20 protein-coding genes are annotated in these 24,958 nt (G+C 57.4%); 19 read left to right on the top strand and 1 reads right to left on the bottom strand.

Translation table 11 applies throughout. The features are described 5' to 3' along the window. Positions 1-133: 133 nt before the first annotated feature. Complete coding sequence (gene hisS / locus ACQR35_RS04205; protein WP_430269312.1) at positions 134-1,486, top strand: histidine--tRNA ligase; 1,353 nt, start codon at positions 134-136, stop codon at positions 1,484-1,486. A 23-nt stretch (positions 1,487-1,509) separates the two neighbouring features. On the opposite strand, the gene ACQR35_RS04200 is transcribed toward hisS, so the two are convergent. Beyond that, complete coding sequence (locus ACQR35_RS04200) at positions 1,510-2,778, bottom strand: APC family permease (protein ID WP_430269311.1); 1,269 nt, start codon at positions 2,776-2,778, stop codon at positions 1,510-1,512. Positions 2,779-2,885: 107 nt separating this feature from the next. On the opposite strand from ACQR35_RS04200, the gene aspS reads away from it, so the two are divergent. From aspS to ACQR35_RS04110, 18 genes are all read left to right on the top strand, one after another. Then, on the top strand, positions 2,886-4,691 hold the full coding sequence (gene aspS, locus ACQR35_RS04195; RefSeq protein ID WP_430269310.1) for an aspartate--tRNA ligase: 1,806 nt from the start codon (positions 2,886-2,888) through the stop codon (positions 4,689-4,691). Positions 4,692-4,709: 18 nt separating this feature from the next. Beyond that, positions 4,710-5,552 (top strand): GNAT family N-acetyltransferase, encoded by an 843-nt coding sequence (locus ACQR35_RS04190; RefSeq protein ID WP_430269309.1) that lies wholly within the window; start codon positions 4,710-4,712, stop codon positions 5,550-5,552. A gap of 61 nt (positions 5,553-5,613) precedes the next feature. Beyond that, on the top strand, positions 5,614-6,330 hold the full coding sequence (locus tag ACQR35_RS04185) for a FadR/GntR family transcriptional regulator (protein ID WP_430269308.1): 717 nt from the start codon (positions 5,614-5,616) through the stop codon (positions 6,328-6,330). Beyond that, positions 6,317-7,285 (top strand): asparaginase, encoded by a 969-nt coding sequence (locus ACQR35_RS04180; RefSeq protein ID WP_430269307.1) that lies wholly within the window; start codon positions 6,317-6,319, stop codon positions 7,283-7,285. The genes ACQR35_RS04185 and ACQR35_RS04180 overlap by 14 nt, the downstream gene beginning before the upstream one ends. A 92-nt stretch (positions 7,286-7,377) precedes the next feature. Beyond that, positions 7,378-8,820, top strand: a complete 1,443-nt coding sequence (gene aspA / locus ACQR35_RS04175) for an aspartate ammonia-lyase (protein ID WP_430269306.1) — start codon at positions 7,378-7,380, stop codon at positions 8,818-8,820. 48 nt (positions 8,821-8,868) lie between these two features. Then, positions 8,869-10,413: an amino acid permease gene (locus tag ACQR35_RS04170; RefSeq protein WP_430269305.1), complete on the top strand. Its 1,545-nt coding sequence runs from the start codon at positions 8,869-8,871 to the stop codon at positions 10,411-10,413. Between the two features lie 2,307 nt (positions 10,414-12,720). Then, complete coding sequence (locus ACQR35_RS04165) at positions 12,721-14,139, top strand: replication-associated recombination protein A (RefSeq protein ID WP_430267227.1); 1,419 nt, start codon at positions 12,721-12,723, stop codon at positions 14,137-14,139. Between the two features lie 233 nt (positions 14,140-14,372). Next, positions 14,373-14,999, top strand: coding sequence for a 30S ribosomal protein S4 (gene rpsD, locus ACQR35_RS04160; RefSeq protein ID WP_430267226.1), 627 nt, complete (start codon positions 14,373-14,375; stop codon positions 14,997-14,999). Between the two features lie 141 nt (positions 15,000-15,140). Continuing rightward, positions 15,141-15,518: a DUF948 domain-containing protein gene (locus ACQR35_RS04155; protein ID WP_430267225.1), complete on the top strand. Its 378-nt coding sequence runs from the start codon at positions 15,141-15,143 to the stop codon at positions 15,516-15,518. A gap of 25 nt (positions 15,519-15,543) precedes the next feature. Then, a complete protein-coding gene (locus ACQR35_RS04150; RefSeq protein ID WP_430267224.1) occupies positions 15,544-15,774 on the top strand; it encodes a hypothetical protein in 231 nt (76 codons plus the stop codon). A 145-nt stretch (positions 15,775-15,919) separates the two neighbouring features. After that, positions 15,920-18,598 (top strand): alanine--tRNA ligase, encoded by a 2,679-nt coding sequence (alaS, locus tag ACQR35_RS04145; protein ID WP_430267223.1) that lies wholly within the window; start codon positions 15,920-15,922, stop codon positions 18,596-18,598. Between the two features lie 6 nt (positions 18,599-18,604). After that, entirely contained in the window at positions 18,605-19,159 is a 555-nt protein-coding gene (gene ruvX / locus ACQR35_RS04140) for a Holliday junction resolvase RuvX (protein WP_430269304.1), read from the top strand. Continuing rightward, positions 19,143-20,579: an endolytic transglycosylase MltG gene (gene mltG, locus ACQR35_RS04135; protein WP_430269303.1), complete on the top strand. Its 1,437-nt coding sequence runs from the start codon at positions 19,143-19,145 to the stop codon at positions 20,577-20,579. Before ruvX ends, mltG begins: the two co-directional genes overlap by 17 nt. Next, positions 20,576-21,427: a shikimate dehydrogenase gene (locus ACQR35_RS04130; protein WP_430269302.1), complete on the top strand. Its 852-nt coding sequence runs from the start codon at positions 20,576-20,578 to the stop codon at positions 21,425-21,427. Before mltG ends, ACQR35_RS04130 begins: the two co-directional genes overlap by 4 nt. A 31-nt stretch (positions 21,428-21,458) precedes the next feature. Beyond that, positions 21,459-22,658, top strand: a complete 1,200-nt coding sequence (gene aroC / locus ACQR35_RS04125) for a chorismate synthase (protein WP_430269301.1) — start codon at positions 21,459-21,461, stop codon at positions 22,656-22,658. A 131-nt stretch (positions 22,659-22,789) separates the two neighbouring features. After that, entirely contained in the window at positions 22,790-23,320 is a 531-nt protein-coding gene (locus ACQR35_RS04120) for a shikimate kinase (protein ID WP_430269483.1), read from the top strand. Continuing rightward, positions 23,317-24,408: a 3-dehydroquinate synthase gene (gene aroB, locus ACQR35_RS04115; RefSeq protein ID WP_430269300.1), complete on the top strand. Its 1,092-nt coding sequence runs from the start codon at positions 23,317-23,319 to the stop codon at positions 24,406-24,408. The genes ACQR35_RS04120 and aroB overlap by 4 nt, the downstream gene beginning before the upstream one ends. Further along, on the top strand, positions 24,408-24,932 hold the full coding sequence (locus ACQR35_RS04110; protein WP_430269299.1) for a tetratricopeptide repeat protein: 525 nt from the start codon (positions 24,408-24,410) through the stop codon (positions 24,930-24,932). The genes aroB and ACQR35_RS04110 overlap by 1 nt, the downstream gene beginning before the upstream one ends. Positions 24,933-24,958: the final 26 nt, after the last annotated feature.

The raw sequence follows: 24,958 nt of genomic DNA, 5'->3' as shown, positions 1-24,958 counted from the left end.
CACCGGCGTAACGCATAAACTGACTGCCGCACATAGTTTATGCACGGTCCGCTGTGTGCCCGCCGTTAGGCCAACACGCGGACCCGTGTTGCTTGCACTTTGTTAAGCACATTTCCTAAGGAGTACTCCCACCATGGCACGCAACGCCTCACTGTCCGGTTTCCCCGAATGGCTTCCTGAGGAACGGCTCGTGGAGTTGCATGTTTTGGACACTTTGCGGAGAATTTTTGAGCTTCACGGCTTCTCCTCCATTGAGACCCGTGCCGTCGAAACAGTGGGGCAGTTGCTGCGCAAGGGCGAGATCGATAAAGAGGTCTACGGTCTGAGCCGTTTGCAGGATGAGGAAGCCGCGGGCGCCAAATCCGATCCGAATGCTTTGGCTTTGCACTTTGACCTCACGGTTCCGTTTGCTCGTTACGTGGTTGAGAACGCGGGCTATTTGGCCTTCCCGTTCCGCCGCTACCAAATCCAGAAAGTGTGGCGCGGCGAGCGTCCCCAAGAGGGCCGCGCCCGCGAGTTTACTCAGGCAGACATTGATGTGGTGGGTGACGGCGAACTGCCGTTCCGCTACGACGTGGAGATTGCGTTGGTCATCGCCGAAGCGCTCTCGGCACTGCCGATCCCCGATTTCCGTTTGCGCATCAACAACCGCAAACTCTCCGAGGGTTTCTACCGGGGTATCGGATTGACTGACACAGCTGGGGTGCTTCGCAGCATTGACAAGCTTGAGAAGATCGGTGCTGAGAAAGTTGCTGAACTGCTCAAGTCTGAGTTGGGTGCCACAGATGAGCAGGCCAATGCGGCTCTTTCATTGGCAAGTATCCAAACCACCGACACTTCCTTTGTGGAGAAAGTTCGTGCCCTGGGCGTCACTGACGATCTCCTCGAAGAGGGCCTGAGCGAACTTGAAGCAGTGGTGGCAGCGGCGGTTGACCGAGCACCGGGCAAGGTCATCGCGGATCTCAGCATTGCGCGTGGGCTGGACTATTACACCGGAACGGTGGTTGAAACGGTCCTGGTTGGGCACGAACAGCTAGGCTCAATTTGCTCCGGCGGCCGGTATGACGCGCTAGCGACCAAAGGCAACCGGAAGTTCCCGGGGGTTGGATTGTCCATTGGTGTGACTCGTCTGGTTTCTAGGATTTTGAGCCAAGAGTTTGCTTCTCCCAGCCGCGCAGTGCCCACTGTTGTTTTGGTGGCGTTGAGTGATGAGGATAGCTGGCGTTCAGCACAAGACGTTGCGGCGGCTTTGCGTTCACGAGGTATCAGCACCGAGGTGGCTGCCAAGGCAGACAAGTTCGGTAAGCAGATTAAGTTTGCTGACCGTCGAGGCATTCCCTTTGTCTGGTTCACTTCCGAGGACGGTACGCACCAGATCAAGGACATTCGCTCAGGCGAGCAGTACGACGCCGATCCCACAACGTGGATGCCGGCTGCAGAGGATCTCACACCACAAATTGTGGTGAAAACAGCAGACGCCAGCTAAGTCCTTAGTGGTGGGTTCCCTGTTTACGGATTGCGTAGATTAGCAACTGTGCGGAGAACCCACCGCGCAGCAATTCCGAGCAACAGCACAGCTGTCATACCCAGGCTGGATTGCCAAGGCAGGGTCAGCGCCAAAAGTACGCAGCCGCACAGGCCCACAAGGTTGAGCCACTTGGGTCCCCAGCTAGGCCGTTCGCTCAGAGTCATTGCGGCTAAATTGGTGACGGCGTAGTACACCAAAACGCCAAAGCTGGAGAAACCGATCATGCTATTGGTGGTTCCCCCGAGCAGCAGCAGAATCACCACCACCGCAACACTGATCTCGGCGACATACGGAACTGCTAGGCGGTGACTGACCCGAGCTAAAGGCTTGGGCAGATCCCCTTCGCGAGCCATGGCTAGGCTAGTGCGGCCGACACCGGTGACGAGCGCCAAAAGCGCTCCGAGGCTGGCTGCTGCAGCACCGGCCTGAACAATCGGCGCTGCGGGGCTCAAGGGTGAATGTTCGACGGCGGTCAGTAACGGCGCGCTGCTACCAGCCAGTTGCGCTGTGCCTAAATGGGCTGACAGAGCAATGGTTATTACGAGGTACAGCAAAAGGGCCCCTGCCAGCGCGCCCAAGATCGCCTTCGGGATGGTGCGCGCAGGGTCTCTCACCTCTTCACCTAGCGTTGCTATCCGCGCATAGCCAGCAAAGGCGAAGAACATCAACCCTGCGGCCGGAAATATTCCCCAAAAACTACCGAGCGTTTCAGTTGTGGCCGAACTGGCGGCCGCGGGGACTGACTGGTTGTAGGGGAGTAGGCAGGCAATCAGGACGAAGACCAAGGTGGCTAGGGTGAGTGCAAGCAAAATTCGGGTTAAAAGGGCCGTGCGGGTTATTCCGAACAGGTTGACTACGGTCAGCGCCACCACGGCCGCAATGGCCACTGGGATTTTGAAGCCCGGTGCAAGGTACCCAGCGAAAACGAGGGCCATGGCAGCGCACGACGCTGTTTTACCGGTGACAAAGCCCCAGCCGGCAATAAATCCTGGCCACTGGCCCAACTGTTTGCGCCCGTAAACGTAGCTTCCGCCACTGGCCGGGTAGACGCTGGCTAATTGTGCCGACGCAACCGCGTTGGCATAGGCCACGGCCCCGGCCAAAACGACCGCAAACAGCAACCAAGGACCGGCCAAGGCTGCTGCAGGTGCAAAAACAACAAAGACCCCAGCACCCAGCATTGAACCCAGGCCGATCGCCGTGGCATCGCGCACCCCTAGGCTGCGGCGAAGCTCTCCAGTGCCGGGCATCAGTAGGGCCTCTCTCTAGGGTTGCCGTGCTGAGACAAGATCACGGGTAAACTCGAACGGGATCGAACGCTGCTTTGATCCTATTCAACTTTGCGGAAAGGAATGCTGTGCTGCGCACACATGACCTCGGATCCCTTCGTTCCGAGCACATTGGACAAACCGTTACCTTGGCTGGCTGGGTGGGCCGCCGTCGCGATCACGGTGGGGTGGCCTTTGTGGATCTCCGCGACGCATCCGGCGTGGCTCAAGTGGTTGTCCGTGAAGAAGAAGTTTTCCACGGTCTGCGCAACGAATACGTTCTGCAGGTCACCGGCACAGTGTCCAAGCGGCCTGAAGGCAACGAAAACCCCGCGCTGGCAACGGGTGAGATAGAAGTGATCGCTGATCAGGTCACCATTCTTAACACCTCCGAGCCGCTTCCGTTCCAGATTGACGAGCACGTTGAGGTGGGCGAAGAAGCGCGCCTCAAACACCGGTACCTTGATTTGCGCCGCCCGAACATGGCCCACAACATTCGTTTGCGCAGCCAGGTCAACAAGGCTGCCCGCGAGGTTCTTGATGCTGACGGTTACGTTGAGATCGAGACCCCAACGCTCACGCTATCCACCCCCGGTGGTGCACGTGACTTTGTGGTTCCCTCCCGCTTGTCCCCGGGTAACTGGTACGGCTTGCCGCAGAGCCCGCAGCTGTTCAAGCAACTTTTGATGGTTGGTGGATTCGAGAAGTACTACCAGATCGCCCGCTGCTACCGCGATGAAGACTTCCGCGCTGACCGCCAGCCCGAATTCACCCAGCTCGATATCGAAGCCAGCTTCGTGGAGCAGGATGACGTTATCGCTTTGGCCGAGCGCATCCTGGCAAGCGTATGGAAGACGATCGGCGTCGAGGTCCAGACTCCGTTCCCGCGTATGAGCTACGCGGATGCCATGGAGAAGTACGGCTCAGACAAGCCGGACATGCGCTTTGGTCTTGAATTGACCAACATGACGGAGTTCTTCAAGGACACCACTTTCCGTGTGTTCCAGGCCGAATACACCGGCGCTGTGGTGATGCCCGGCGGTGCCTCTCAGGCTCGTCGTGCGCTGGACGCATGGCAGGAATGGGCTAAGCAGCGTGGTGCTAAGGGCTTGGCTTACGTGCTGATTCAGGAAGATGGCGAGCTCGCCGGTCCGGTGGCTAAGAACCTGTCCGAGACCGAAAAGGCCGGCTTGGCTGAATTTGTTGGCGCCAAGCCCGGCGACTGTGTGTTCTTCGCGGCTGGCGAATCGAACCCTGCCCGTGAGCTGCTTGGGGCAGCTCGTGTAGAGATTGCTCAGCGTGCTGGGTTGATCAAGGAAGGCGAATACGCGTTCCTGTGGGTTGTTGACTTCCCGATGTTCGAATCTGCAGCAGCTGCCACGGCCGCAGGAGACGTTGCGGTGGGTGCGGGTGCATGGACTGCCCTGCACCACGCCTTCACCTCACCGAAGCCTGAGATAGCTGAAACCTTCCATACCAACCCGGGCGAGGCATTGGCTCAGGCCTACGACATCGTCTGCAACGGTAGCGAGATTGGTGGCGGTTCCATCCGTATCCACCAGCGTGAGCTGCAGGAGCGGGTATTCGAAGTTATGGGCCTGTCCCAAGAGGACGCTGAGCGCAACTTCGGCTTTTTGCTCGAGGGCTTCAAGTTCGGCGCCCCGCCGCACGGTGGAATTGCCTTCGGTTGGGACCGCATTATGGCCATCCTGACCGGATCAGCTTCCATCCGCGACGTTATTGCGTTCCCGAAGGCTGGTGCGTTTGATCCACTAACCGGTGCGCCTGCTGCGATTACCCCGCAGCAGCGCAAGGAAGCTGGTGTGGACTTCAAACCCGAAGCAAAGGCAACAGTCAAGGCATCGGTCTCAGGCGAAGCTTCCGCCCAGAACTAATTTAGGGCCCAAAAAAATATGTCCTCTGTCCCGGTCACCCTGCCCATCGAGCAACTGATGAATGCAGCGTGGCCGGGATTGGACGTTAAGGACACGGGAGCCTGGTTGCTGCGGGCAGCAGAGGGTGTCACCCAGCGCGCCAATTCGGTGTGGCCACGAACCGCAGTTACCCCGGTGGAACCTGCCATTGAAGAGGCGCGCTTGTGGTACCGGGACCGCAAACTTCCGTTGATTTTCCAGCTCACCGATTCACCCGCCAACGATTCCCTGAACAAGGTTTTGGATGGCCAGCGCTATACCCGTCAGAGCGAGACCATCATTATGGTCAAATCTTTTCCTGACAGTAGCTCGTTTCCTGACAGCGGCGCATTTCCTGAGAGTGGAGCTGAACAGCCGGCCCAGGACCAGGCGCTGAGTGATTCTGGGGCTGAATTTTCCTCTGAGCCGAGCGAGGAATGGATGGATCTGTGGTGGTCCGTGGACGGCCGCGGAGGTGCTGCGGAACGTGCCATTGCCCGGCGGATTTTGACCTCAAGTCCGTCCGTGTACGCCTTGGTGCGTGAACCTGGAGGGGCAGCCGCCGCCGTCGGACGTCTTGCCCTAGGTGAGGTGGAAGGTCACTCGTATGGCGGTTTGTATTCTCTGGCAACGTACCCGGAATTCCGGCGCCAAGGCCACGCTCGCCGGGTTCTTGAGGCACTGACCGCTGCAAGTCAGGCTCAAGGGCACAGCGTGATGTGGCTTTTGGTCACAGCTGCAAATCAAGGGGCTCAGGCCCTCTATACCCAGGCTGGATTCGTTGAGACTGGCCGTTACATCTACCGCCAGGCGCCGTTGCGTATGGTCAGTGCGGGCTGTTAGCAGCACCTTAAGAGGGGCTGCAGCGTTGACATTGGGCTGTGAGTCATGTCATATTCGTTGCGTGAACTTGTCAGACAGCTGGACAGCCGGACAGCAACAGATTGTGCGTGTCAGTGCTGCGGAAGCCGTATTCACGGCCATTAAAGGGGCCATCGAATCCGGCCAACTCGAGGTTGGATCCAAGTTGAGCTCGGAAACCGCGCTTGCTGCCCAGTACGGCGTGAGTCGTTCAGTGGTGCGGGAAGCCCTACGATCCTGCACCGCCTTGGGCTTAACCGCTACCCAAACGGGAAAAGGCACCTTTGTTATCGCCAACCGTCCCCAACAAGACCTGACACTGGGCCAGTTCTCGGCACGCAGTCTGATGGAAGCGCGCCCACACATCGAAGTACCGGCAGCAGAATTTGCAGCCACCCGCCGTAGCCGTGAACAACTCGAACAAATGCGAGGGATTGTTGACGCCATGGGGGAGGAAGACGACCCCGAAATTTGGGTCACCCTCGACGGCGCCTTCCACACCGCGATCGCCACGGCCAGCGGCAACGGTGTCTTCGAACGAATTGTTCACGACATCAGAGACGCCATGGTTAATCAGTCCGAAACCATCAATCTCTTAACCGCCCGCAGACTTAAATCTGCTGCTGAGCATCGGCTCATTCTCGAGGCGATTACTCGCGGTGATAGTGCAGCTGCTGGCAAAGCGATGGCAATTCACCTACACGCCGTTGATGACGCCCTAAACCTTATTATTGGAGAAACAACGCATGGCAATCGCTGACCTTCCCCAGCATGCACCGCTCGCAACACAAAGCCGTGGTGACCTTGTGGAAAGCATTCACTATGGATCGCTGATCGCTCTAGGTCCCGACGGCGATACAGTACTTTCGCGTGGCGAGCCCACCGCATTGTTCTACCCCAGGTCAGCGCTCAAACCGCTGATGGCGGTAGCCATGCTGCGGGCAGGCGTAGAGCTGAGCGATGAACAACTCGCCCTTGCAGCTGCGAGCCATTCGGGCGCTCAACAGCACCAAGACATTGCTTCGAGCACACTAGCCGCAGCCGGTCTTCACCCCAGCACGCTGCGTAACTCGACAGACCTTCCCTACGGGCTCAATGAGCGTGCGGCTTGGCTTGAAGCTGGCCACGGACCCACTCAGTTGGCGCAGAACTGCTCGGGAAAACATGCGGCAATGTTGGCTACCTGCGTTGTCAACGGTTGGCCTGTAGAAAGCTACTTGGACCACAACCACCCCTTGCCGGTGCTCATCCGTGAGGCCGTCAGTGAACTCACTGGGGAGACTCTCAACACCATCAGCACTGACGGCTGCGGAACAGAAGTTTTTGGCCTGACGCTGACCGGAATGGCACGGGCATTCGGTCGATTGGTCTCCGCCGAGCCCGGTACCGCAGAACACCGAGTAGCTGGCGCCATGCGCGCCTATCCGGAACTTGTAGCCGGTGAAGGCCGCGACGTTACGGCCATCATGCGCGCAGTGCCTGGTCTTCTAGCTAAAGACGGCTTTGAAGGCATTCAAATGCTGGCCCTTGACAGCGGAGCAGCCATTGCGCTGAAAATATCCGACGGCGGTGACCGGGCACGGATGCCCGCCGCCGTTCCAGCACTTCTGGCCCTCGGCGTTGACGCGAGTGACCTTGATGCCTTCAACAACCTTGCAGTTTTCGGCGGAGGAAATCCCGTTGGCGTCCTGCGAGGCCTGAGTTTATTCGCCTGAGTATCTCTACCAGAGTTTCACCTTTGGCGTTGCTTTGATAAACGCCGTACCCAAGCTGTATCCAGTCCAGCAGTTTTCAGCCGAGGAGCACCGTGACCGAACAACATACCGCTAGTTTGGATCCCCAAGAGAGCTCAGCCAGCGGATTCCGTCGCGAACACGACCTCATTGGGGACCGCGACGTTCCTTTGACCGTCTACTGGGGAATTCATACACTGCGCGCCGTGGAAAATTTCCCCATCACCGGCCAAACGCTCGGTACCAACACCCATTTGGTCAACGGGCTGGCGATGGTCAAACAAGCTGCAGCACAAAGTAACCGCGAACTAGGTCTGCTCGACGAGGAGCGCGCCAGTGCGATCATTCAAGCCTGCCAAGAAGTGATTGCGGGAAACCTTCACGACCAGTTTGTGGTGGACGTTATTCAGGGCGGTGCCGGAACGTCGTCGAACATGAACACCAACGAAGTCATCGCCAACCGTGCGCTCGAGATCCTAGGGCACCAGCGGGGCCAATATAACTTCCTGCACCCGATTGACCACGTAAATCTCAGCCAATCCACTAACGACGTGTATCCCACTGCTGTGAATGTGGCAACAATCTTCGCGTCACAGTCCCTAGTTGCAGCAATGGATTACTTGATTGCCGCCTTCGCTGAAAAAGCAAAGGAATTCCGCACGGTGGTCAAGATGGGTAGAACTCAACTTCAAGACGCTGTCCCCATGACTTTGGGTCAAGAGTTCAAAACCTACGAAATCACCATGGGCGAAGACAAATCCCGCCTCGCCGAAGCCACATTGTTGGTCCACGAGATCAATCTGGGCGCCACGGCCATCGGCACAGGTCTCAACGCTCCCAAGGGTTACTCGGAAATTGCTTGCCGGCACCTCGCCGAAATTTCCGGACTTCCCATGATCACGGCTGTGGATTTGATCGAAGCCACTCAAGACGTGGGCGCTTTTGTTCACCTCTCGGGTGTTCTCAAACGCGTGGCGGTGAAGCTCTCCAAGATTTGCAACGATTTGCGGCTGCTCTCTTCAGGCCCTCGCGCAGGGTTTGGCGAGATTACTTTGCCAGCCGTTCAGGCAGGATCGTCGATCATGCCTGGCAAGATCAATCCGGTGATCCCGGAAGTAGTAAATCAGGTGGCCTACGAGGTCATCGGTAACGACGTCACCATTACCTTGGCGGCGGAAGGCGGACAGCTTCAGCTGAACGCTTTTGAACCAATCATCGTCCACAGCTTGAGCAAAAGCATGCGCCACCTCGAAGCCGCCTGCATCACCCTTGCGGACAAATGCGTCAAGGGCATTACCGCCGACGAAGACAAACTCCGGTCACAAGTGGAACACTCCATTGGCTTGGTGACTGCCCTTAATCCCCGCTTGGGGTACACGGCGTCGACCATGATTGCCCTCGAGGCCCTAAAAACTGGCCGCGGTGTGGCCGAACTGGTTCTCGAGCACAAGCTACTCACGGCCGAACAATTGGACGAGCTTTTGCGTCCCGAACACCTGGCCAACCTCAGCGACTAAGCGGGCAGCGTGCAATGGCGCGCGCACCACCAAAAGATAGGCAAGCTTATGCACAACAGCAACAAAATAGACACCTCTGATTTGGTTCAAGATCCGCCAAATGAGGCATTAACCGCCGAAGATGCAGGACTTCATAAGGGACTCAAATCACGGCAGATCCAAATGATCGCCATTGGTGGTGCCATTGGAACAGGGCTCTTTATGGGCGCCGGTGGACGTCTTGCCAGCGCTGGCCCTGGCCTGATGTTCAGCTACGCCATTTGTGGTCTCTTCGCTTTCCTCATCTTGCGGGCCTTGGGCGAACTGGTGATCCACCGTCCTTCCTCAGGATCGTTCGTCTCCTATGCCCGAGAATTCTTTGGCGAGAAAGCGGCGTTTGTTTCCGGTTGGCTCTACTGGCTCAACTGGGCCATGACAGCGATTGTGGACATCACGGCCATCGCGCTGTACATGCATTTCTTCGCAAAGTACGTTCCCTGGATTGTGTCCGTGCCGCAGTGGGTATGGGCTCTTGCAGCGCTCCTACTTGTTCTGGGGCTCAACCTGGTTTCCGTGAAGGTCTTCGGTGAAATGGAGTTCTGGTTCGCACTGATCAAGGTTGTAGCGCTAGTGGGATTCTTGCTGGTTGGAATCTACTTTGTTGTTTTCGGCACGCCAGTCGAAGGACAACAAGTTGGCTTCAGCCTGATTACTGACCATGGGGGATTCTTTCCTAATGGCCTGCTTCCCGTAGTGGTAGTGATGCAGGGTGTTGTCTTCGCTTATGCCTCAATTGAGCTGATTGGTACTGCGGCTGGCGAGACACAGAACCCGGAGAAAGTGATGCCTAAGGCCATCAACACGGTCATCATCCGTATTGGTGTTTTCTATGTTGGATCCTTGGTGTTGCTCTCCATGCTCTTGCCGTTCAACGCATACAAGGCAGGAGAGAGCCCCTTTGTGACGTTCTTCGGCTCCATCGGTGTTCAGGGTATGGACTCGATCATGAACTTGGTGGTCCTCACTGCAGCCATGTCTTCACTCAACGCCGGCTTGTACTCCACGGGACGTATTTTGCGGTCAATGTCTTTGGCAGGTTCGGCCCCCAAATTTGCGGCCAAATTGAACAAGCGTGGTGTGCCTTACGGTGGCATTGCACTCACCGCGGTGGTTGCAGGTCTCGGCGTGATTCTGAACGCGATTGTTCCGGCAGCTGCGTTTGAGATCGTCCTGAACGTTGCTGCACTGGGCATCATTTCCAGCTGGGGAATGATTGTGCTGTGCCAGTTGGCTCTGTACCGCCTGGCCAAAAAGGGAATGGCCATTCGTCCCTCCTTCCGGATGATCGGTGCCCCGTGGACCGGTTATTTAACCCTCGTGTTTTTGCTTGCTGTGGTCGTTTTGATGGCCTTTGATACCCCCGTTGGTACCTGGACCGTTGCATCGATTGTGGTCATTGTGCCAGCACTCATTATTGGTTGGTACGCCTCGCGGGGCAGGATCAAGGAGATCGCCGCAAGCCGTGACGGCTACACCGGCGCCCATCCGGTCATTGCACATCACAGTGCAAAAACCTTCGCTGCAGATGCGGCGGATGCACAGGCATTCAAGTAGTAACTGAGACGCAATATAAAGCGGCCATGAACATCGGCTGGAACCGAGACACCTCGGTTCCAGCCGATGTTTGTTAACTGTGAAGTTGCCCATTAGAGGAGCAAAACGGAGTGGCCAGTAGCCCTGGGAGGATCCCGGACCGTCTTCAAAGCTGGTGCCTTGTTGCCACGTAGCGCCGTCGTCCTTGCTGAGGAACGTGGAGTACGTGGTTTTCTTGCCGGCCTCATGTGATTGGACTAGCGCCGTTGTTCCTTGGGGGCCGCTGGCAACATCGATCACTTCGGCATCTGAGTAGCCCTTGATGGCAGGTAGCTTCACGGCCGCCCAACTTTTGTGATTCTTACTGGTCCAGACGGCTGGCGCATCTTTGCTTCCGGTTTCAATAAAGCCACCGGCAATCACTGTCTTTGAGTCTGTCATTTCAAGGCTGTTGATTCCCCGGTCGGCCGACGTCTTGCCGCTCAGGGCGCTTTCTTTGGACCGTTCCCAAGATTTACCGTCAGCAGAGAAGGCAATGCCGGCGCTGGTGGCATCGCCGCCACCCACAGGGTTGGTGTAAGTGCCCGCGATCAGAAAACCGTCGGCCAGTGGCAGGGCATCTTGAACCGCTCCATCTTCGTCAAATTGTTCGTTTCCAAATACGTCTGCGTTATACGACTGCCACTGACCGTTAGGTTTCCGGCTCCACAAAACTGTTTTGACGTCTGGTTTACTTTGATCGGTACCGTAGATGATGTCTCCGGCATCGTTAGTGACCATTTCCTTCAGATCGATGTTGCCTGTGACGTTGAGCCTGCTGAAGTTCTTAAAGTCCTTATCTCCCGTGGAGTCCCAGACCACTGCTTGGCGGCCAACGTGGCCAAACATGCGGCTTCCCCCGTTGGCGGCACCGATGGATTCGATGACGGGCTGCTCGGTGGCGACGCCGGGAATTTTGGGGCTGCGATCCTGAATTTTCCCGTTGGCGTCGACAAAATACAGTCGTGAGTCCACAGTTCCTTGGTCAAAATACACAATGTTAGCCAGCGCGCCGCCGTCCACCGGAACCGCTGATCGGCTCACCGGCAGGCCCGCTTTGCCCACCTTGGGAAGTGCCACATTTGTCCACGTGCCACCCGGTTTTCGGAGTAGCACTTCAGATTTCTCGGCAGTCCCTTCTCCGCGTTGGTTTAGAGCAATGAGCGACTTGCCTGCTTGAACCATGGCTGTGGTGTTGGGAAACGCCTTGAGGTACCCGTCACTCCAGGAGGCGTCTTGGGCCACAATCCAACCTCTGGCCGTGGAGTATTCACCGCGCAATCCGAGGGGCGTGTAGTCACTGCGGCGGTAATCTTGCCATCCCCACCCCATGGCCGAAAATCCTGTTCCGTTCCAAGCAACCGTGCTGAATCCGCTATTGCGCGGGGCAATTGCCAGCGCACCAGTAGGTACTTCCTTCCACGTTGCCCCGGCGTCCGCTGAGACATAGGAGACGGCGAGCGAAACCTTGGTGCTCTCATTGAGTCTGTTGCCCACTGCCATCAATTGACCGCCACCAGCGGCAATCCAGTTGACCCTCAGCCCAGAAGAATTGGGCCAGGCAGTTTTGGATGCTTTCCAATGCACACCGTCAGAACTCAGGTACGTACCGGGTAGTCCCGTGGTGGGGCTAAAAACAACACTCCACTGCTTGCCAACGTAACCAAAGTGCAAAATAGACCGGCCACGAGCGGGTAGGCCTACCTCTCCACCAGGGGCGAAGGAAACACCGTTGGTGCTCTGGTAGGTCCGGTATCCAGTGCCTTCTTCAGCAAGTACCGTCCATTTACCACCCCCAAACCCCAGTCCCAGAATGCTGCCCTTCGCCCTCGTGCTATCTGCGAACTTGGCTTCCTTCCATGATTTCCCTGCGTCAGCGGTAAACAGAGCACGGTGAACGGGTCCATCGCTTTGGCCACCGTCCACAGAAACCAAAGCCGTATTCCCTTGAGCGGCCATCTCATCGATAAACGCGCCAGTATATGGAGCCTTTGTCAGTTCGCTTGAAAGTCCTTCTTGAAAAAGGCTCATCCGGCGTTGATCTAAGAAACCACCATCAGTGCACGCGGTGGTGGAAGCTACCAGTGCAGCTGCAATCACCACTGGTACTGCGCGTCGAGTCCAGCTATTCATGTTGTTCCCCCGGGATAAGTGACGCGTTCTCACACAGTGTTTACTGCATTTGTAAAGACGCTAGCGTTTTGATTGGCCGCCAACCAGTCACGTCCAAGAGGCTGTGGATAAGTTCTTAAGGTCTTGATCTGGGCCGACTATGAGTAGCCTGTATAGGTGGATGATCTCTTTGCCCAACAGGCCGATGATGCGGATACGTCCGTGGACAGTGACGGTACGGAGGCGCGGCAGAGCTCCAATGCGCGTGCACAGGCTCGTGGGCCGCTTGCCGTGCGGATGCGTCCCCGCAGCATTGACGAGGTGGTAGGGCAGCAGCACCTATTGGGCCATGGTTCGCCCTTGCGTACTCTCGCTGCTGGAACGGATGCAAAAGGTCCAGCAGGACCAACGTCGATCATCTTGTGGGGCCCGCCTGGAACAGGGAAAACCACCTTGGCGCATGTCATTGCCCGCGGTCCGGGACGGAAATTTGTTGAGCTGTCCGCGATTACTGCTGGCGTTAAGGACGTCCGCCGTGTGATGGATGAGGCACTCACAGCCCGGGACTTGCACCGCCAAACTACAGTGTTGTTTTTGGATGAGATTCACCGCTTCAACAAAGCTCAGCAGGATGCGCTGTTGCCCGGAGTGGAGAACCGTTGGGTGGTTCTTGTGGCCGCCACAACGGAAAACCCAGCCTTCTCAGTTGTCTCACCGCTACTTTCCCGTTCTCTATTGCTGACACTCAAACCGTTGACGGACGCCGATATCGAAGCACTTCTTCTGCGCGCCGTGGGTGATCCTCGCGGGCTCGACGGCGCTGTGACCTTAAGCGCGGAAGCGCTGGACCATTTGGTGAGACTTTCCGCTGGAGACGCGCGTCGTGCACTCACCGCACTGGAAGCGGCTGCCGGAGTGGCCTATGGTGACGTGAGCGATTCCGGAGCAGTTCACGGCGAGGTGACTATCGGCGTCGAACATTCCGAACGGGCGTTAGACGCCGCGGCCGTGCGTTATGACCGTGCAGGCGACCAGCACTACGACGTGGCCAGTGCCTTTATCAAGTCGGTGCGCGGCTCGGATGTTGACGCAGCACTTCACTACCTGGCAAAAATGCTCGAAGCGGGGGAGGATCCGCGTTTTATTGCTCGACGGATTGTGATCTCTGCTGCTGAGGATATTGGTATGGCGGACCCCACAGCATTGCAAACAGCAGTGGCTGCCGCCCAAGCCGTACAACTCATCGGTATGCCCGAGGGGCGAATCGTGTTGGCTGAAGCAGTAGTTCACTTGGCCACAGCGCCAAAATCGAACGCCGCCTATATGGGGATCAACAAGGCCATCTCAGATGTTCGCGCCGGGAAAGGCCAAGGAATCCCGCAACACCTGCGGGATGCGCACTACCCGGGTGCTGGCCAATTAGGCCATGGCAAGGGCTACGTCTACGCGCACGACGAACCACACTCCGTTGCTCAGCAGCAGTACGCTCCGGATGATCTTGTGGGCACTGATTACTACACGCCAACCTCCAATGGTGCCGAGCGAGAGATTGCCCCACGACTGGAACGGCTACGCAAAATCATCCGTGGGCTCTGAGCCCTGTCCGCCCGCCGAGCTCCACTCGCTTGCTCATGCTAGGATTGATCTTCGTCTGGCAAGGTACTGCCGCGCTCATCATGAACTTCTGAACAGCAATTCACGAGTCATCCTGAATTTGTTGGTTGATCAGGTGTGCGCGCAGACCCCGTAGCAAAAGGCAGCGGTTGGCCGATGCTCTCCATACTGGAGGCCAGTAACATCAACACACCGCAGATATTGGAAGGACACAAGTGGCTAACAACACTCGTGCTCGCCGTCAGGCACGCCTCTCGCGTGCACTCGGCATTGCTCTGACCCCCAAGGCCGCCAAGTACATGGAGCGCCGCCCGTACGGCCCCGGTGAGCATGGCCGCGCCCGCAAGAAGCAGGACTCTGACTACGCAGTACGTTTGCGTGAAAAGCAGCGTTTGCGCGCTCAGTACGGTATCCGCGAAGCTCAGATGACTCGCGTCTTCGAAGAAGCTCGCCGCACCAAGGGCCTGACCGGTGAAAACTTGGTTGAACTCTTGGAAATGCGTCTTGACGCTTTGGTTCTGCGTGCAGGCTTCGCCCGCACCATCGCCCAGGCTCGCCAGCTCGTTGTGCACCGTCACATCATGGTTGACGGCGCCCGCGTGGACCGCCCGTCCTTCCGTGTTGCTGAAGGCCAGCTCATCCACGTTCACGAGCGTAGCCAGACCATGGTTCCCTTGCAGGTAGCAGCAGCCGGCGCACACCGCGACGTTCTGCCCGCCGTCCCCGCATACTTGGACGTCAAGCTCGAGGCACTCCAGGCTCGCCTGGTTCGTCGCCCCAAGCGTTCGGAAGTTCCCGTAACCTGCGAAGAGCAGCTTGTTGTGGAATTCTACGCACGCTAAATCAGCTTGCACTGATACAAAGGAGCCCGTGGCACGCGCCGCGGGCTCCTTTGTATGTAAGGTACTCAGGGAAGCTTTGAGGATGTCGGTAGTCATTGGGCCGTGCATTCCGCCGAAGAAAAGTACAAGGAGAACTGACTCATGAGTGGTGGCGATATTGCCGGCCTGATCGCAGCGGGGGTTTTCCTCTTGCTCGTATTGCTTCTGGCCGTGCCTATTCTCAAACTTGGCAAAGTCCTGGATGAGGTCCGGACGTCTATTCGCGGGATTTCCGATGGTGCACAGCCCCTGATGGATGAAGTTGCAGCCACCGTCTCCACCACGAATCAGCAACTCAAAAAAGTTGACGGCATTTCCTCGAATGTCTCTGATGCGTCAGCGAACATTTCGGCACTTTCCTCGCTGATTGCCGCAACTGTTGGGTCACCGCTGATCCGGGTTGCCGCGTTCTCATACGGTGTTCGTTCGGCCCTGAGCGGCCGCAAAGCGAACAAACCAGCCGGCCGTCGTAGCCGCTAGTCTCGAGCGGATCAGGAGTAAGAGCATGAAACGAATTTTCTGGATGGGCCTGGGTATCGCCGTTGGAGCCTTGGCATTTAATAAACTTTCCCAAACGCGATCCATGGCCGGCCCCGAAGGGCTCAATCGTGCAGTTGGCCGGGTAGCGGATAGTGTTGCCGACTTTGCCGCAGCGGTTCGTGAAGGTATGGGTGAGCGCGAGGAAGATCTACGCCAAGCGCTTGGCCTCAATGAGGACCCGCGCGCCGGCCGCTAAAGGCTCCTAAGTCAGCCTGGCTGACTGGTCTGCGCTGGCAGGCCCGCCCCGGACAGGGCAGAATGTCTAGGTGGGGCAGATTTGAATGTGCATCACTGGCGTGGGCCGTGATGTAACCGCACTATGAAGGGTTAGTTAGAACGCAATGAAGTCGCAGGAGATTACACGACGCTGGGTGGACTTTTTCGTCAGCAAGGGGCACACCGCGGTTCCTTCCGCCTCGTTGGTTTCCAGCGACCCCTCCTTGTTGTTCACCGTCGCAGGTATGGTGCCATTTATTCCGTACCTGACCGCACGCGAAGAAGCTCCTTACAACCGGGCCACCAGCGTTCAGAAGTGCATCCGCACCGGAGACATCGAAGAGGTTGGTAAAACAGCCCGCCACGGTACGTTCTTCCAGATGTGCGGCAACTTCTCCTTTGGTGATTACTTCAAAGAAGACGCTATTAAATTCGCTTGGGAACTGCTGACCACCAGCGTGGACGACGGCGGCTACGGACTGCCGCCCGAGCGTCTTTGGGTCACGGTGTACGAAGAAGACGAAGAAGCCAAAGAACTCTGGCTCAAGAACACTGGTGTTCCCGCCGACCGCATCCAAAAGATGGGCAAGGGAGATAACTACTGGAACACTGGTCAGCCGGGTCCCGCTGGGCCTTGCTCTGAGATCTACTATGACCGTGGACCTGCCTACGGTGTGGACGGCGGCCCGCTCGCTGACGAAACGCGTTACATCGAAATCTGGAACCTCGTTTTTATGCAGTACCAGATCGACAACGTGCGTTCTAAGGAAGACTTCGACATTGTGGGCGAGTTGCCCAAAAAGAACATTGACACCGGTTTGGGCATGGAGCGTTTGGCCATGATCCTGCAGGGCGTTGAAAACATGTACGAGACAGACCAGGTCCGGCCCGTGATTGACCGCGCAGCTGAGCTCTCTGGCAAGACGTACACCTCTGCTGAATCACCCACTGACCCGCACCACACTGACGATGTGCGGATGCGTGTTGTTGCTGACCACATTCGTTCTTCCTTGATGCTGATCGCTGATGGTGTTACCCCCTCCAACGAGGGCCGCGGTTATGTACTTCGCCGACTGATTCGCCGTGCTGTGCGATCAATGCGCTTGCTTGGTGTTGAACGTGCTTGCTTGCCGGAGCTTTTGCCGGCTTCGCGTGACGCTATGAAGGGTGTTTACCCAGAGGTAGAGAGCGATTTCGACCGCATCTCCCGGATCGCTTATGCCGAAGAAAAGGCGTTTTTGCGTACCATCGCTTCTGGAACGGCTCGCCTTGAAGACGCTGTAAAGGAGTCCAAGGCTGCAGGTCACCCGCTGTCCGGTGCAGATGCCTTCGCTTTGCACGACACGTACGGTTTCCCGATCGACCTGACTTTGGAAATGGCCGAAGAAGCTGGCCTGAAGGTTGATGAGGGCGAGTTCCGTCGCCTTATGTTGGAACAACGTCAGCGTGCCCAGGCAGACGCCAAGGGGAAAAAGGGCGGCCACGCAGACCTTAGTGCTTTCCAAGAGCTCCTAGCGCAGGGCGAGACAGTTTTTACGGGCTACTCCGAGCTCTCCGGCGAATCCAAGGTCCGTGGTCTGCTCAGCGCCGGTCAGCGAATCTCTCAGGCCTCCACGGGTGAAGAGATTGAACTGGTACTAGCTGAGACCCCGTTCTACGCCGAAGCCGGTGGGCAAGCTGCTGACACTGGTCTGATCACCGGTGATGGTTTTGTTGTTGAAGTTCTTGACGTTCAGCGCCCCATCAAGGGCCTGAGTGTTCACAAAGCAGTGGTGCGTGAAGGTGAAATCTCTTCAGACGCTCTAGTTCAGACAGCCGTTGACCGTGAGCGTCGCCGGGCTGGCGAGCAGGCCCACACCGGGACACACATTGTTCACGCTGCACTGCACCAGATTCTTGGCCCGGAAGCGCTCCAGCGTGGTTCATTCAACAAGGCTGGATACTTGCGCTTTGACTTCTCTTGGGGTGAAGGTCTCAGCGTTGCTACCCGTTCTGAAATTGAGGAAGTAGCTAACCTCGCCATCCGTAACAACTTCACCGTGGACACCAAGATTATGGGCCTCGCAGAGGCTAAAGCTCTTGGCGCTATGGCACTGTTCGGCGAAAACTATGGCAGCGAAGTCCGTGTTGTAGAGATCGACGGCGCGTGGTCGCGTGAACTGTGTGGTGGTACCCACGTTTCTCAGACTTCACTGATTGGTAGCTTGTCGCTGCTTGGTGAGCAGTCGGTTGGTTCAGGAAACCGCCGTGTTGAAGCTTTTGTGGGCATGGATGCGTTCCGCCACTTGGCTGCTGAGCGTGCTTTGGTCACTGAGCTCACGGACATGCTTAAGGTCCCCTCGGGACAATTGGCTGAGCGTATTTCGGCTACCTTGAGCAAGCTCAAGAGCACTGAGAAGGAACTCGAGCGTTTGCGCAAGGAACAGCTCAGCGCAGCAGCTGCAAACCTGGTTGGCACGGCTGTAGACGCTTCTGGCGTGCGGGTCATTGCCCACAACGCCGGTGCCGTTGGCGGCGCGGACGATGTCCGTTCCTTGGCCATGGACCTTCGGTCTCGCCTTGGCGACGGAGCTGCAACCGTGGCGGTAGCCGGTGTCAGTAACGATCGCCCCATTATTTTGGTGGCTACCAATGAGGCCGCTCGGAGTGCAGGGGTCAAAGCTGGTGCACTTGTCCGCTATGCGGCAGGTGTTCTCGGCGGTGGCGGTGGCGGCAAGGATGATGTTGCTCAAGGTGGTGGTACGGATGCTTCGGCGATCCCTACCGCATTGGCTGGCATCGTTGATGCCATTGCGAAGCGGTAGCGCCAGTTGTTTGATTCTGGCCCTGACGCGGACTTCCCGCATGGCGTCAAACTTGGCGTTGATGTAGGAACAGTCCGCGTGGGGTTGGCAATGTGTGATCCGGATTCAATTCTGGCGACACCGTTCAAAACTGTGGCGCGCAATTCCAAGAAGAACACCGACGTCGCGGTGATCCTCAAACATATTCAAGATCTCAACGTTGTGGAGGTCTTTGTTGGCCTGCCTCGAACCATGAAGGGCGAGGAGCACGCTTCGGCCCGCATGGCTTATGACTATGCGGAGCTCCTAGCGGAGGGCCTGGCAGCAGCCGGATCCACAGTGGAGGTGCGCATGGTTGACGAACGTCTGACCACGGTTTCGGCGCACCGATCACTGCACGAAGCTGGAGTCAGTAGCAGGGATCATCGTAAAGTAGTTGATCAGGTGGCGGCTGCTGGAATTCTCCAGCATGCTATCGATATGCAGAAATCCCGGGGCGCTGACGTGGGGACGCCGGTTCGGGTGACCTCATTAGAGTCAACCGAGCACAGAGAGGCGGATACCAGTGGGTCCGGACAATAACGATCCGTCAGCGGCACACCCTGAGGGCGGAATTCCGCTGTCTCGCAAGGAACTGCGCGCCATGGAGCGCGACCGTCTCCCTGAATCGGCTCTTCCCGCCCTGCCGAGCCAGCCGCCAACTGCTGGTGCTGAGCCTTCTACGGACGAACTTCACGCCGAAGAGTACAAGGCTGATGACCTTCACGCCGAGGATCCTCATACAGACGAACTTTATGCGGATGAAGGTTCTGCCGGCGAGGAGTACTTCGACGAGACTCAGCACGAGGAAGTCTTGCCCCAGCAACACCTTGCCTCTGAAGGGCAAATGACCGAAGAACACGGTTTTTTGCCGGCGGAAGCTGTAGTCCTGCCTTCGGGCCCCAGCCCCAAGGCCCGCCGTCGTCGAGGTATTTGGGCGTTATTGATCGCGCTTGCCGTGATTGTGGTGGCCATTGTGGTGGGTGTGCAGTTTTTGCGGCCGCTCTTTGGCCTAGATGCTGTGAAGGATTACCCAGGACCAGGCTCAGGCTCAGAAACCATTGAGGTTCAGCAGGGTGCCGGTCCTCGGCAGGTAGCCACTGCGCTTAAAGACGCTGGCGTGATTGCAGACGCTGAAACATTCTTGGACGAATTCAACAACGCCGGAGCCACCTTGAGCCCGGGCAATTTCCAGTTCAAAAAAGAAATGAAAGCCTCCGACGCCGTTGCGGTCCTTCAGGACAAGAACGCGGGAAAGGTGTTCTACTTCGCGCTGAACGCCGGCCTGCGTATCAACGAATCGCTCGCCGCTATCTCCAAGGGCACTGGGTTCTCGGTGGCAGAGCTGCAGAAGCTCTCCAATGCTCCGGCTCAATTCGGTGTACCGGCTAAGGCCAAGAACCTTGAAGGATTCCTGATGCCGGGGGAGTACCGCTTCCCGCTAGACACCACTGCTAAGGCAGTTTTGCAAAAGCTGGTGACTTCCACACTCGAGGAACTGAAGAGCCAAGGCGTCACTGACCCTCAAAAGCAGTACGACATTGTGACGATCGCGAGTATTCTCCAGGCTGAAGGTGGCAAGGCAGATTACCCCACAGTCGCCGGGGCCATCTACAACCGGCTCAAGCCCAATGATCAGACCAACGGCTTTATCCAATCGGATGCAACGGTCACGTACGGTTTGGGACGCAAGAGCTACGAATTGACGCCTGAAGAGAAAGCGGACAAGTCCAACCTCTACAACACTTACGCCCACACCGGGCTTCCAGTGGGCCCCATCGGTTCGCCCGGAAAGTCGGCCTTGGACGCGGCAGCCAAACCAGATAGTAACGACTACCTCTATTGGGTCACCGTTAATTTGGACACCGGTGAGACAAAGTTCGCGAAAACCCTCGAGGAACACAACGGCTACGTAAGTCAATACACTGCGTGGTGCGAAGCTCACGCAGGGCGTTGCTCGTGAATCAACGCGCAGCCGTTCTAGGGCACCCTATTGGACACTCAAAGTCCCCGGCATTGCACTTGTCAGCGTACAAGGCGCTGGGGCTGGAGATCGGATATGAACGGATTGACGTTACCGACCAAGGACTGCCTGAGCTGGTAGCTCGAGTTCGAGCCAATGAGAACTGGTGCGGACTATCGGTAACCATGCCGCTCAAACGGGCAATCGTCAGTGAACTAGATGAGGTGTCCGGCATCGCGGCAATCCTCGGTGCTGTTAATACCGTGGTGGTTCGAGGCGGGCGGTTGGTGGGCTACAACACCGACGTCGCCGGGATTGTGAACGCCTTGCGGTACGTGAACGTGGTGCAGGAGCCGCGCGTCGCAATTCTCGGCGGTGGGGGCACCGCCATAGCTGCTGTGGCGGCAGCGGCTGAGCTGGCGGCCTCCTCGGTGGATGTGCTGGTCCGGAACCGCAGCCGAGCGGATGACGTTATAAGTGCGGCGGCCGCAATTGGAACCACAATCACAGTCCGTGACTTCAACGGTGCAGCATCGAATTTGGCCGAGTACGACGTCGTTATTTCTACCTTGCCGCCCCAAGCAGGCGACTTTTTGGCTGATGAATTTGGTCAACTTTCTTCCGCTGCTCAGGCAAGTGGCAGGATCCTCTTAGACGCCGCTTATGAGCCTTGGCCCAGCGCTTTGGCGGCTGCCTGGCAGCAGGCTGGAGGGACGATTGTCCCCGGTCTTGAGATGCTTTTGTATCAAGCGGTGGAGCAAGTGAAAATGTTTACCGGCGCTCCGGAGCGTGTCAGCGGCCATGTCATAGATGTGATGTGCGACTCAGTTGGGGCTCCTCGACGCTAGTCCAATCTTTCAGACATGGCAGGATAGAACGATGTTGCGTTGGTTGACCGCCGGTGAATCCCATGGCCCGGCACTTATGGGAATTGTTGAAGGCGTACCTGCTGGAGTTGAACTCACCAGTGGGGACATTCAAGAGGCCTTAGCTCGCCGGCGCCTCGGCTACGGCCGCGGTGCCCGAATGAAGTTCGAGCAAGACGAAGTCACAATTGTGGGCGGAGTTCGCCATGGCCTGACTCAGGGTGGTCCGGTGGCCATCCAAGTGGCCAATACCGAATGGCCAAAGTGGGAGCAGATTATGTCTGCTGACCCTGTGGATGAGTCAGTTCTCGCCGAGCAGGCACGCAACGCTCCTCTCACCCGGCCCCGGCCAGGGCACGCTGACTTTACCGGCATGCAAAAGTACGGCTTCTCTGAGGCTCGTCCAGTCTTGGAACGAGCCAGTGCACGCGAAACCGCCGCGCGAGTGGCCCTTGGTACTGTGGCTTCACGCATGCTCAAGCAATTGGGCATCGAACTTGTGAGCCACACGGTAGCTATTGCCAATGTGGCTGTTCCCGAGGGGAAGCCATTGCCGCAGCCTTCGGATGTCTTGATGCTGGACGCAGATCCGTTGCGTTGTTTTGACCGTGAAACCTCACACGCCATGGTTGCCGAGGTGGACGCCGCTCACAAAGAGGGCGAAACCCTCGGCGGTGTAGTGGAGGTAGTTGTCTACGGTCTGCCGCCAGGACTCGGCAGCTACGTGCACTGGGACCGTCGTTTGGACGCTCGGCTTGCCGGTGCCCTGATGGGTATCCAAGCTATTAAGGGTGTTGAAGTTGGCGATGGCTTCTTGACCGCAAGCCGTCGTGGCTCAGCCGCGCACGACGAGATTGTTAAGGACGCAAACGGTAAAGCAGTCCGCACCAGCAACCGTGCTGGAGGTATTGAAGGCGGTATGAGCATTGGCGACGTACTGCGTGTTCGCGCTGCCATGAAACCAATTGCCACGGTACCGCGGGCCCTCAAGACGATTGATGTTGCTACAGGCGATGCCGCAAAGGCTCACCACCAGCGTTCTGACGTGTGTGCCGTACCAGCTGCCGGCGTAGTGGCTGAAGCCATGGTGGCGCTTGTTCTAGCAGAGGCAGTTAGCGAGAAATTTGGCGGCGACTCGATCGCTGAGACGGCCCGGAACCTTAAGAGCTACCTAGAGTCGATCCCGGCATCGCTCAGTTCCGCTTCGAGCTAGTGAAACAGTCAGCCGCTCAATCACCGCATAGTCACCGTCGCGAAGCTCACCGCCGGGGTGGGCACGTCCGCGATGCCTTTGGGGCTGCCACATCGGCCGCTTTCCCAGTGCCTGTGGTGCTGATTGGTCCGATGGCTGTGGGGAAGTCTGCGATTGGCCAGCAGCTCGCCGTGCTTTGTGGTGCCGAGTTTGTTGACACAGACGCGTCAATCGTTGCTGAGCATGGCTCCATCGAGGGGATTTTCTCGGCCCGAGGCGAAATTGGTTTCCGGGATATTGAGGCCCGGCAAGTTTCAGCCAGCCTAGAAGCCGCACGGCAGCGCAGCACTGTCATCTCTTTGGGCGGGGGAGCGGTCCTCGATACCGGTACCCAGCAACTCTTGGCCGATTGCACCGTTGTTTATCTCGAAGGTGACTTGGAGACGGTTCGCGAGCGGATCTTGCGCAATTCCGGCCGGCCCATGCTCAATGGCGATGCCATCAGCCGGTGGATCGAGCTAATGGACGTTCGCCGACCGGTTTATGAAAGGCTTGCAGACATTGTGTATGACGTTCGCAAGGGAACTATTGAGGAATTGGCGCGTGGCCTGGAGCAGAAGCTGCAGGACTTCCACACACCAGGGCATGGCTTAGAAGCGGCCCAGGAAGAAGAGCAAAAGTGAGTACTGAACAAACCGTCATTAAGGTCACCGGGGCCCAGTCTTCGGAAAATTACGACGTCGTTGTAGGGCGCGGTCTTTTGGCTCACCTTCCAGAACTCCTGACACAGCGCGTCAAGCGTGTGTTGGTCATCCACCCGCGCGCTCTGCGGATTACCGGTGACGCGGTTCGTGAAGACCTCGAACGGCAAGGGTATACGGCCGTTACGGCTGAGATCCCTGACGCTGAAGAGGGAAAGCACATTCAGGTTGCAGCGTTCTGCTGGCAGGTTTTGGGCCAGAATGACTTCACCCGCTCCGATGCCATTGTCTCGGTGGGTGGTGGCGCAGTATCCGACGTGGCCGGTTTTGTGGCTGCCACTTGGTTGCGCGGAGTTAAGGTCGTTCACATGCCCACCTCTTTGTTGGGCATGGTTGATGCTTCTGTGGGTGGCAAAACTGGGATTAACACCGCTGAAGGTAAAAACTTGGTGGGATCATTCCACCCGCCAGCCGGTGTTCTAGTGGACTTGGATACGCTCCAGACGTTGCCCAAAAACGAGTTGATCTCGGGATTGGCAGAAGTTGTTAAGTGTGGGTTTATTGCTGATCCAGAGATCCTGAATCTGATTGAGGCACACCCTAACGAGGTTATGGATCCCGCTTCAGAGGTGCTGCGCGAACTCATCGAGCGAGCTATCAGGGTCAAAGCAGAGGTAGTGTCCGAGGACCTCAAGGAGTCCGGCCGGCGCGAGATTCTGAACTACGGACATACCCTGGGTCACGCTATTGAACTGGTTGAACGCTACTCATGGCGTCACGGGGCTGCAGTGTCAGTGGGCATGATGTTCGCCGCAGAACTGGCACGTAGTGTGGGCCGCTTGTCTGATGAAGATGCTGACCGTCACCGCACCATTCTGGAATTGCTTGGTTTGCCTGTGAGCTACCGCAAAGACCGTTGGGCTGGGCTCTTGGACGGAATGCGCCGAGACAAAAAAGCTCGCGGCGACTTGCTCCGTTTTGTGGTCCTTGATGGGGTAGGCCGTCCTGGCATCCTGGACGTGCCAGACACTTCTCTGCTTTTTGCCGCCTATCAGGAGATTGCACAGTAATGGATTCTGAATCCTTAAAACTCAGCACTTCCGAATGGCCCGAGTCAGGTTTCCCGGGCATCAAAGTTAACCCGCTAACCCGCCGGGTTGAAGTGGTTGATCAAGACATGTGTGATCGCGCGTTAGCCGCGTCAGACCGTCCAGCGGACAAAGTGTTTGTTCTGATGACCCGCGGAAAAATATCCGAGGCCGCGGAGATTTTGGCCGAGGCTCGTTTCCACGAACCAGAGTCCTTTGATTTATTGCTGCTAGACGCCGAACTTTTGTATGCTTCGGGACGGTTTGAGCGTTCAGTGGAGCGGTTGAAGTATTTGCTCGCTGAGTACCAAGGTCAAGAGCAAGAGGCCTTTATTCGCCAGCACTTGGGGAACACCTATTTTGGCTTGGGTGACTACGCCCGGGCCGTGGATTGCTTCGAAAAGGCACTGGATTTGCGCGTTGCAGTCTCTGCCGATGCTGCGTTGATCTATTCCTCCACCATTGCGCTTCACCAGGCCCGTATTAGTCTGGATGAAGCTTCCTAACCGGGTACTGGGGAGGGCTCGTCCCC

Origin of the sequence: Pseudarthrobacter sp. J1738 (genome assembly GCF_050490315.1) — a bacterium.
Lineage (GTDB): Bacteria > Actinomycetota > Actinomycetes > Actinomycetales > Micrococcaceae > JBNPEO01.
The sequence above is the reverse complement of the archived record's forward strand: the minus strand, read 5'-3'. Positions and strand labels throughout refer to the sequence as shown.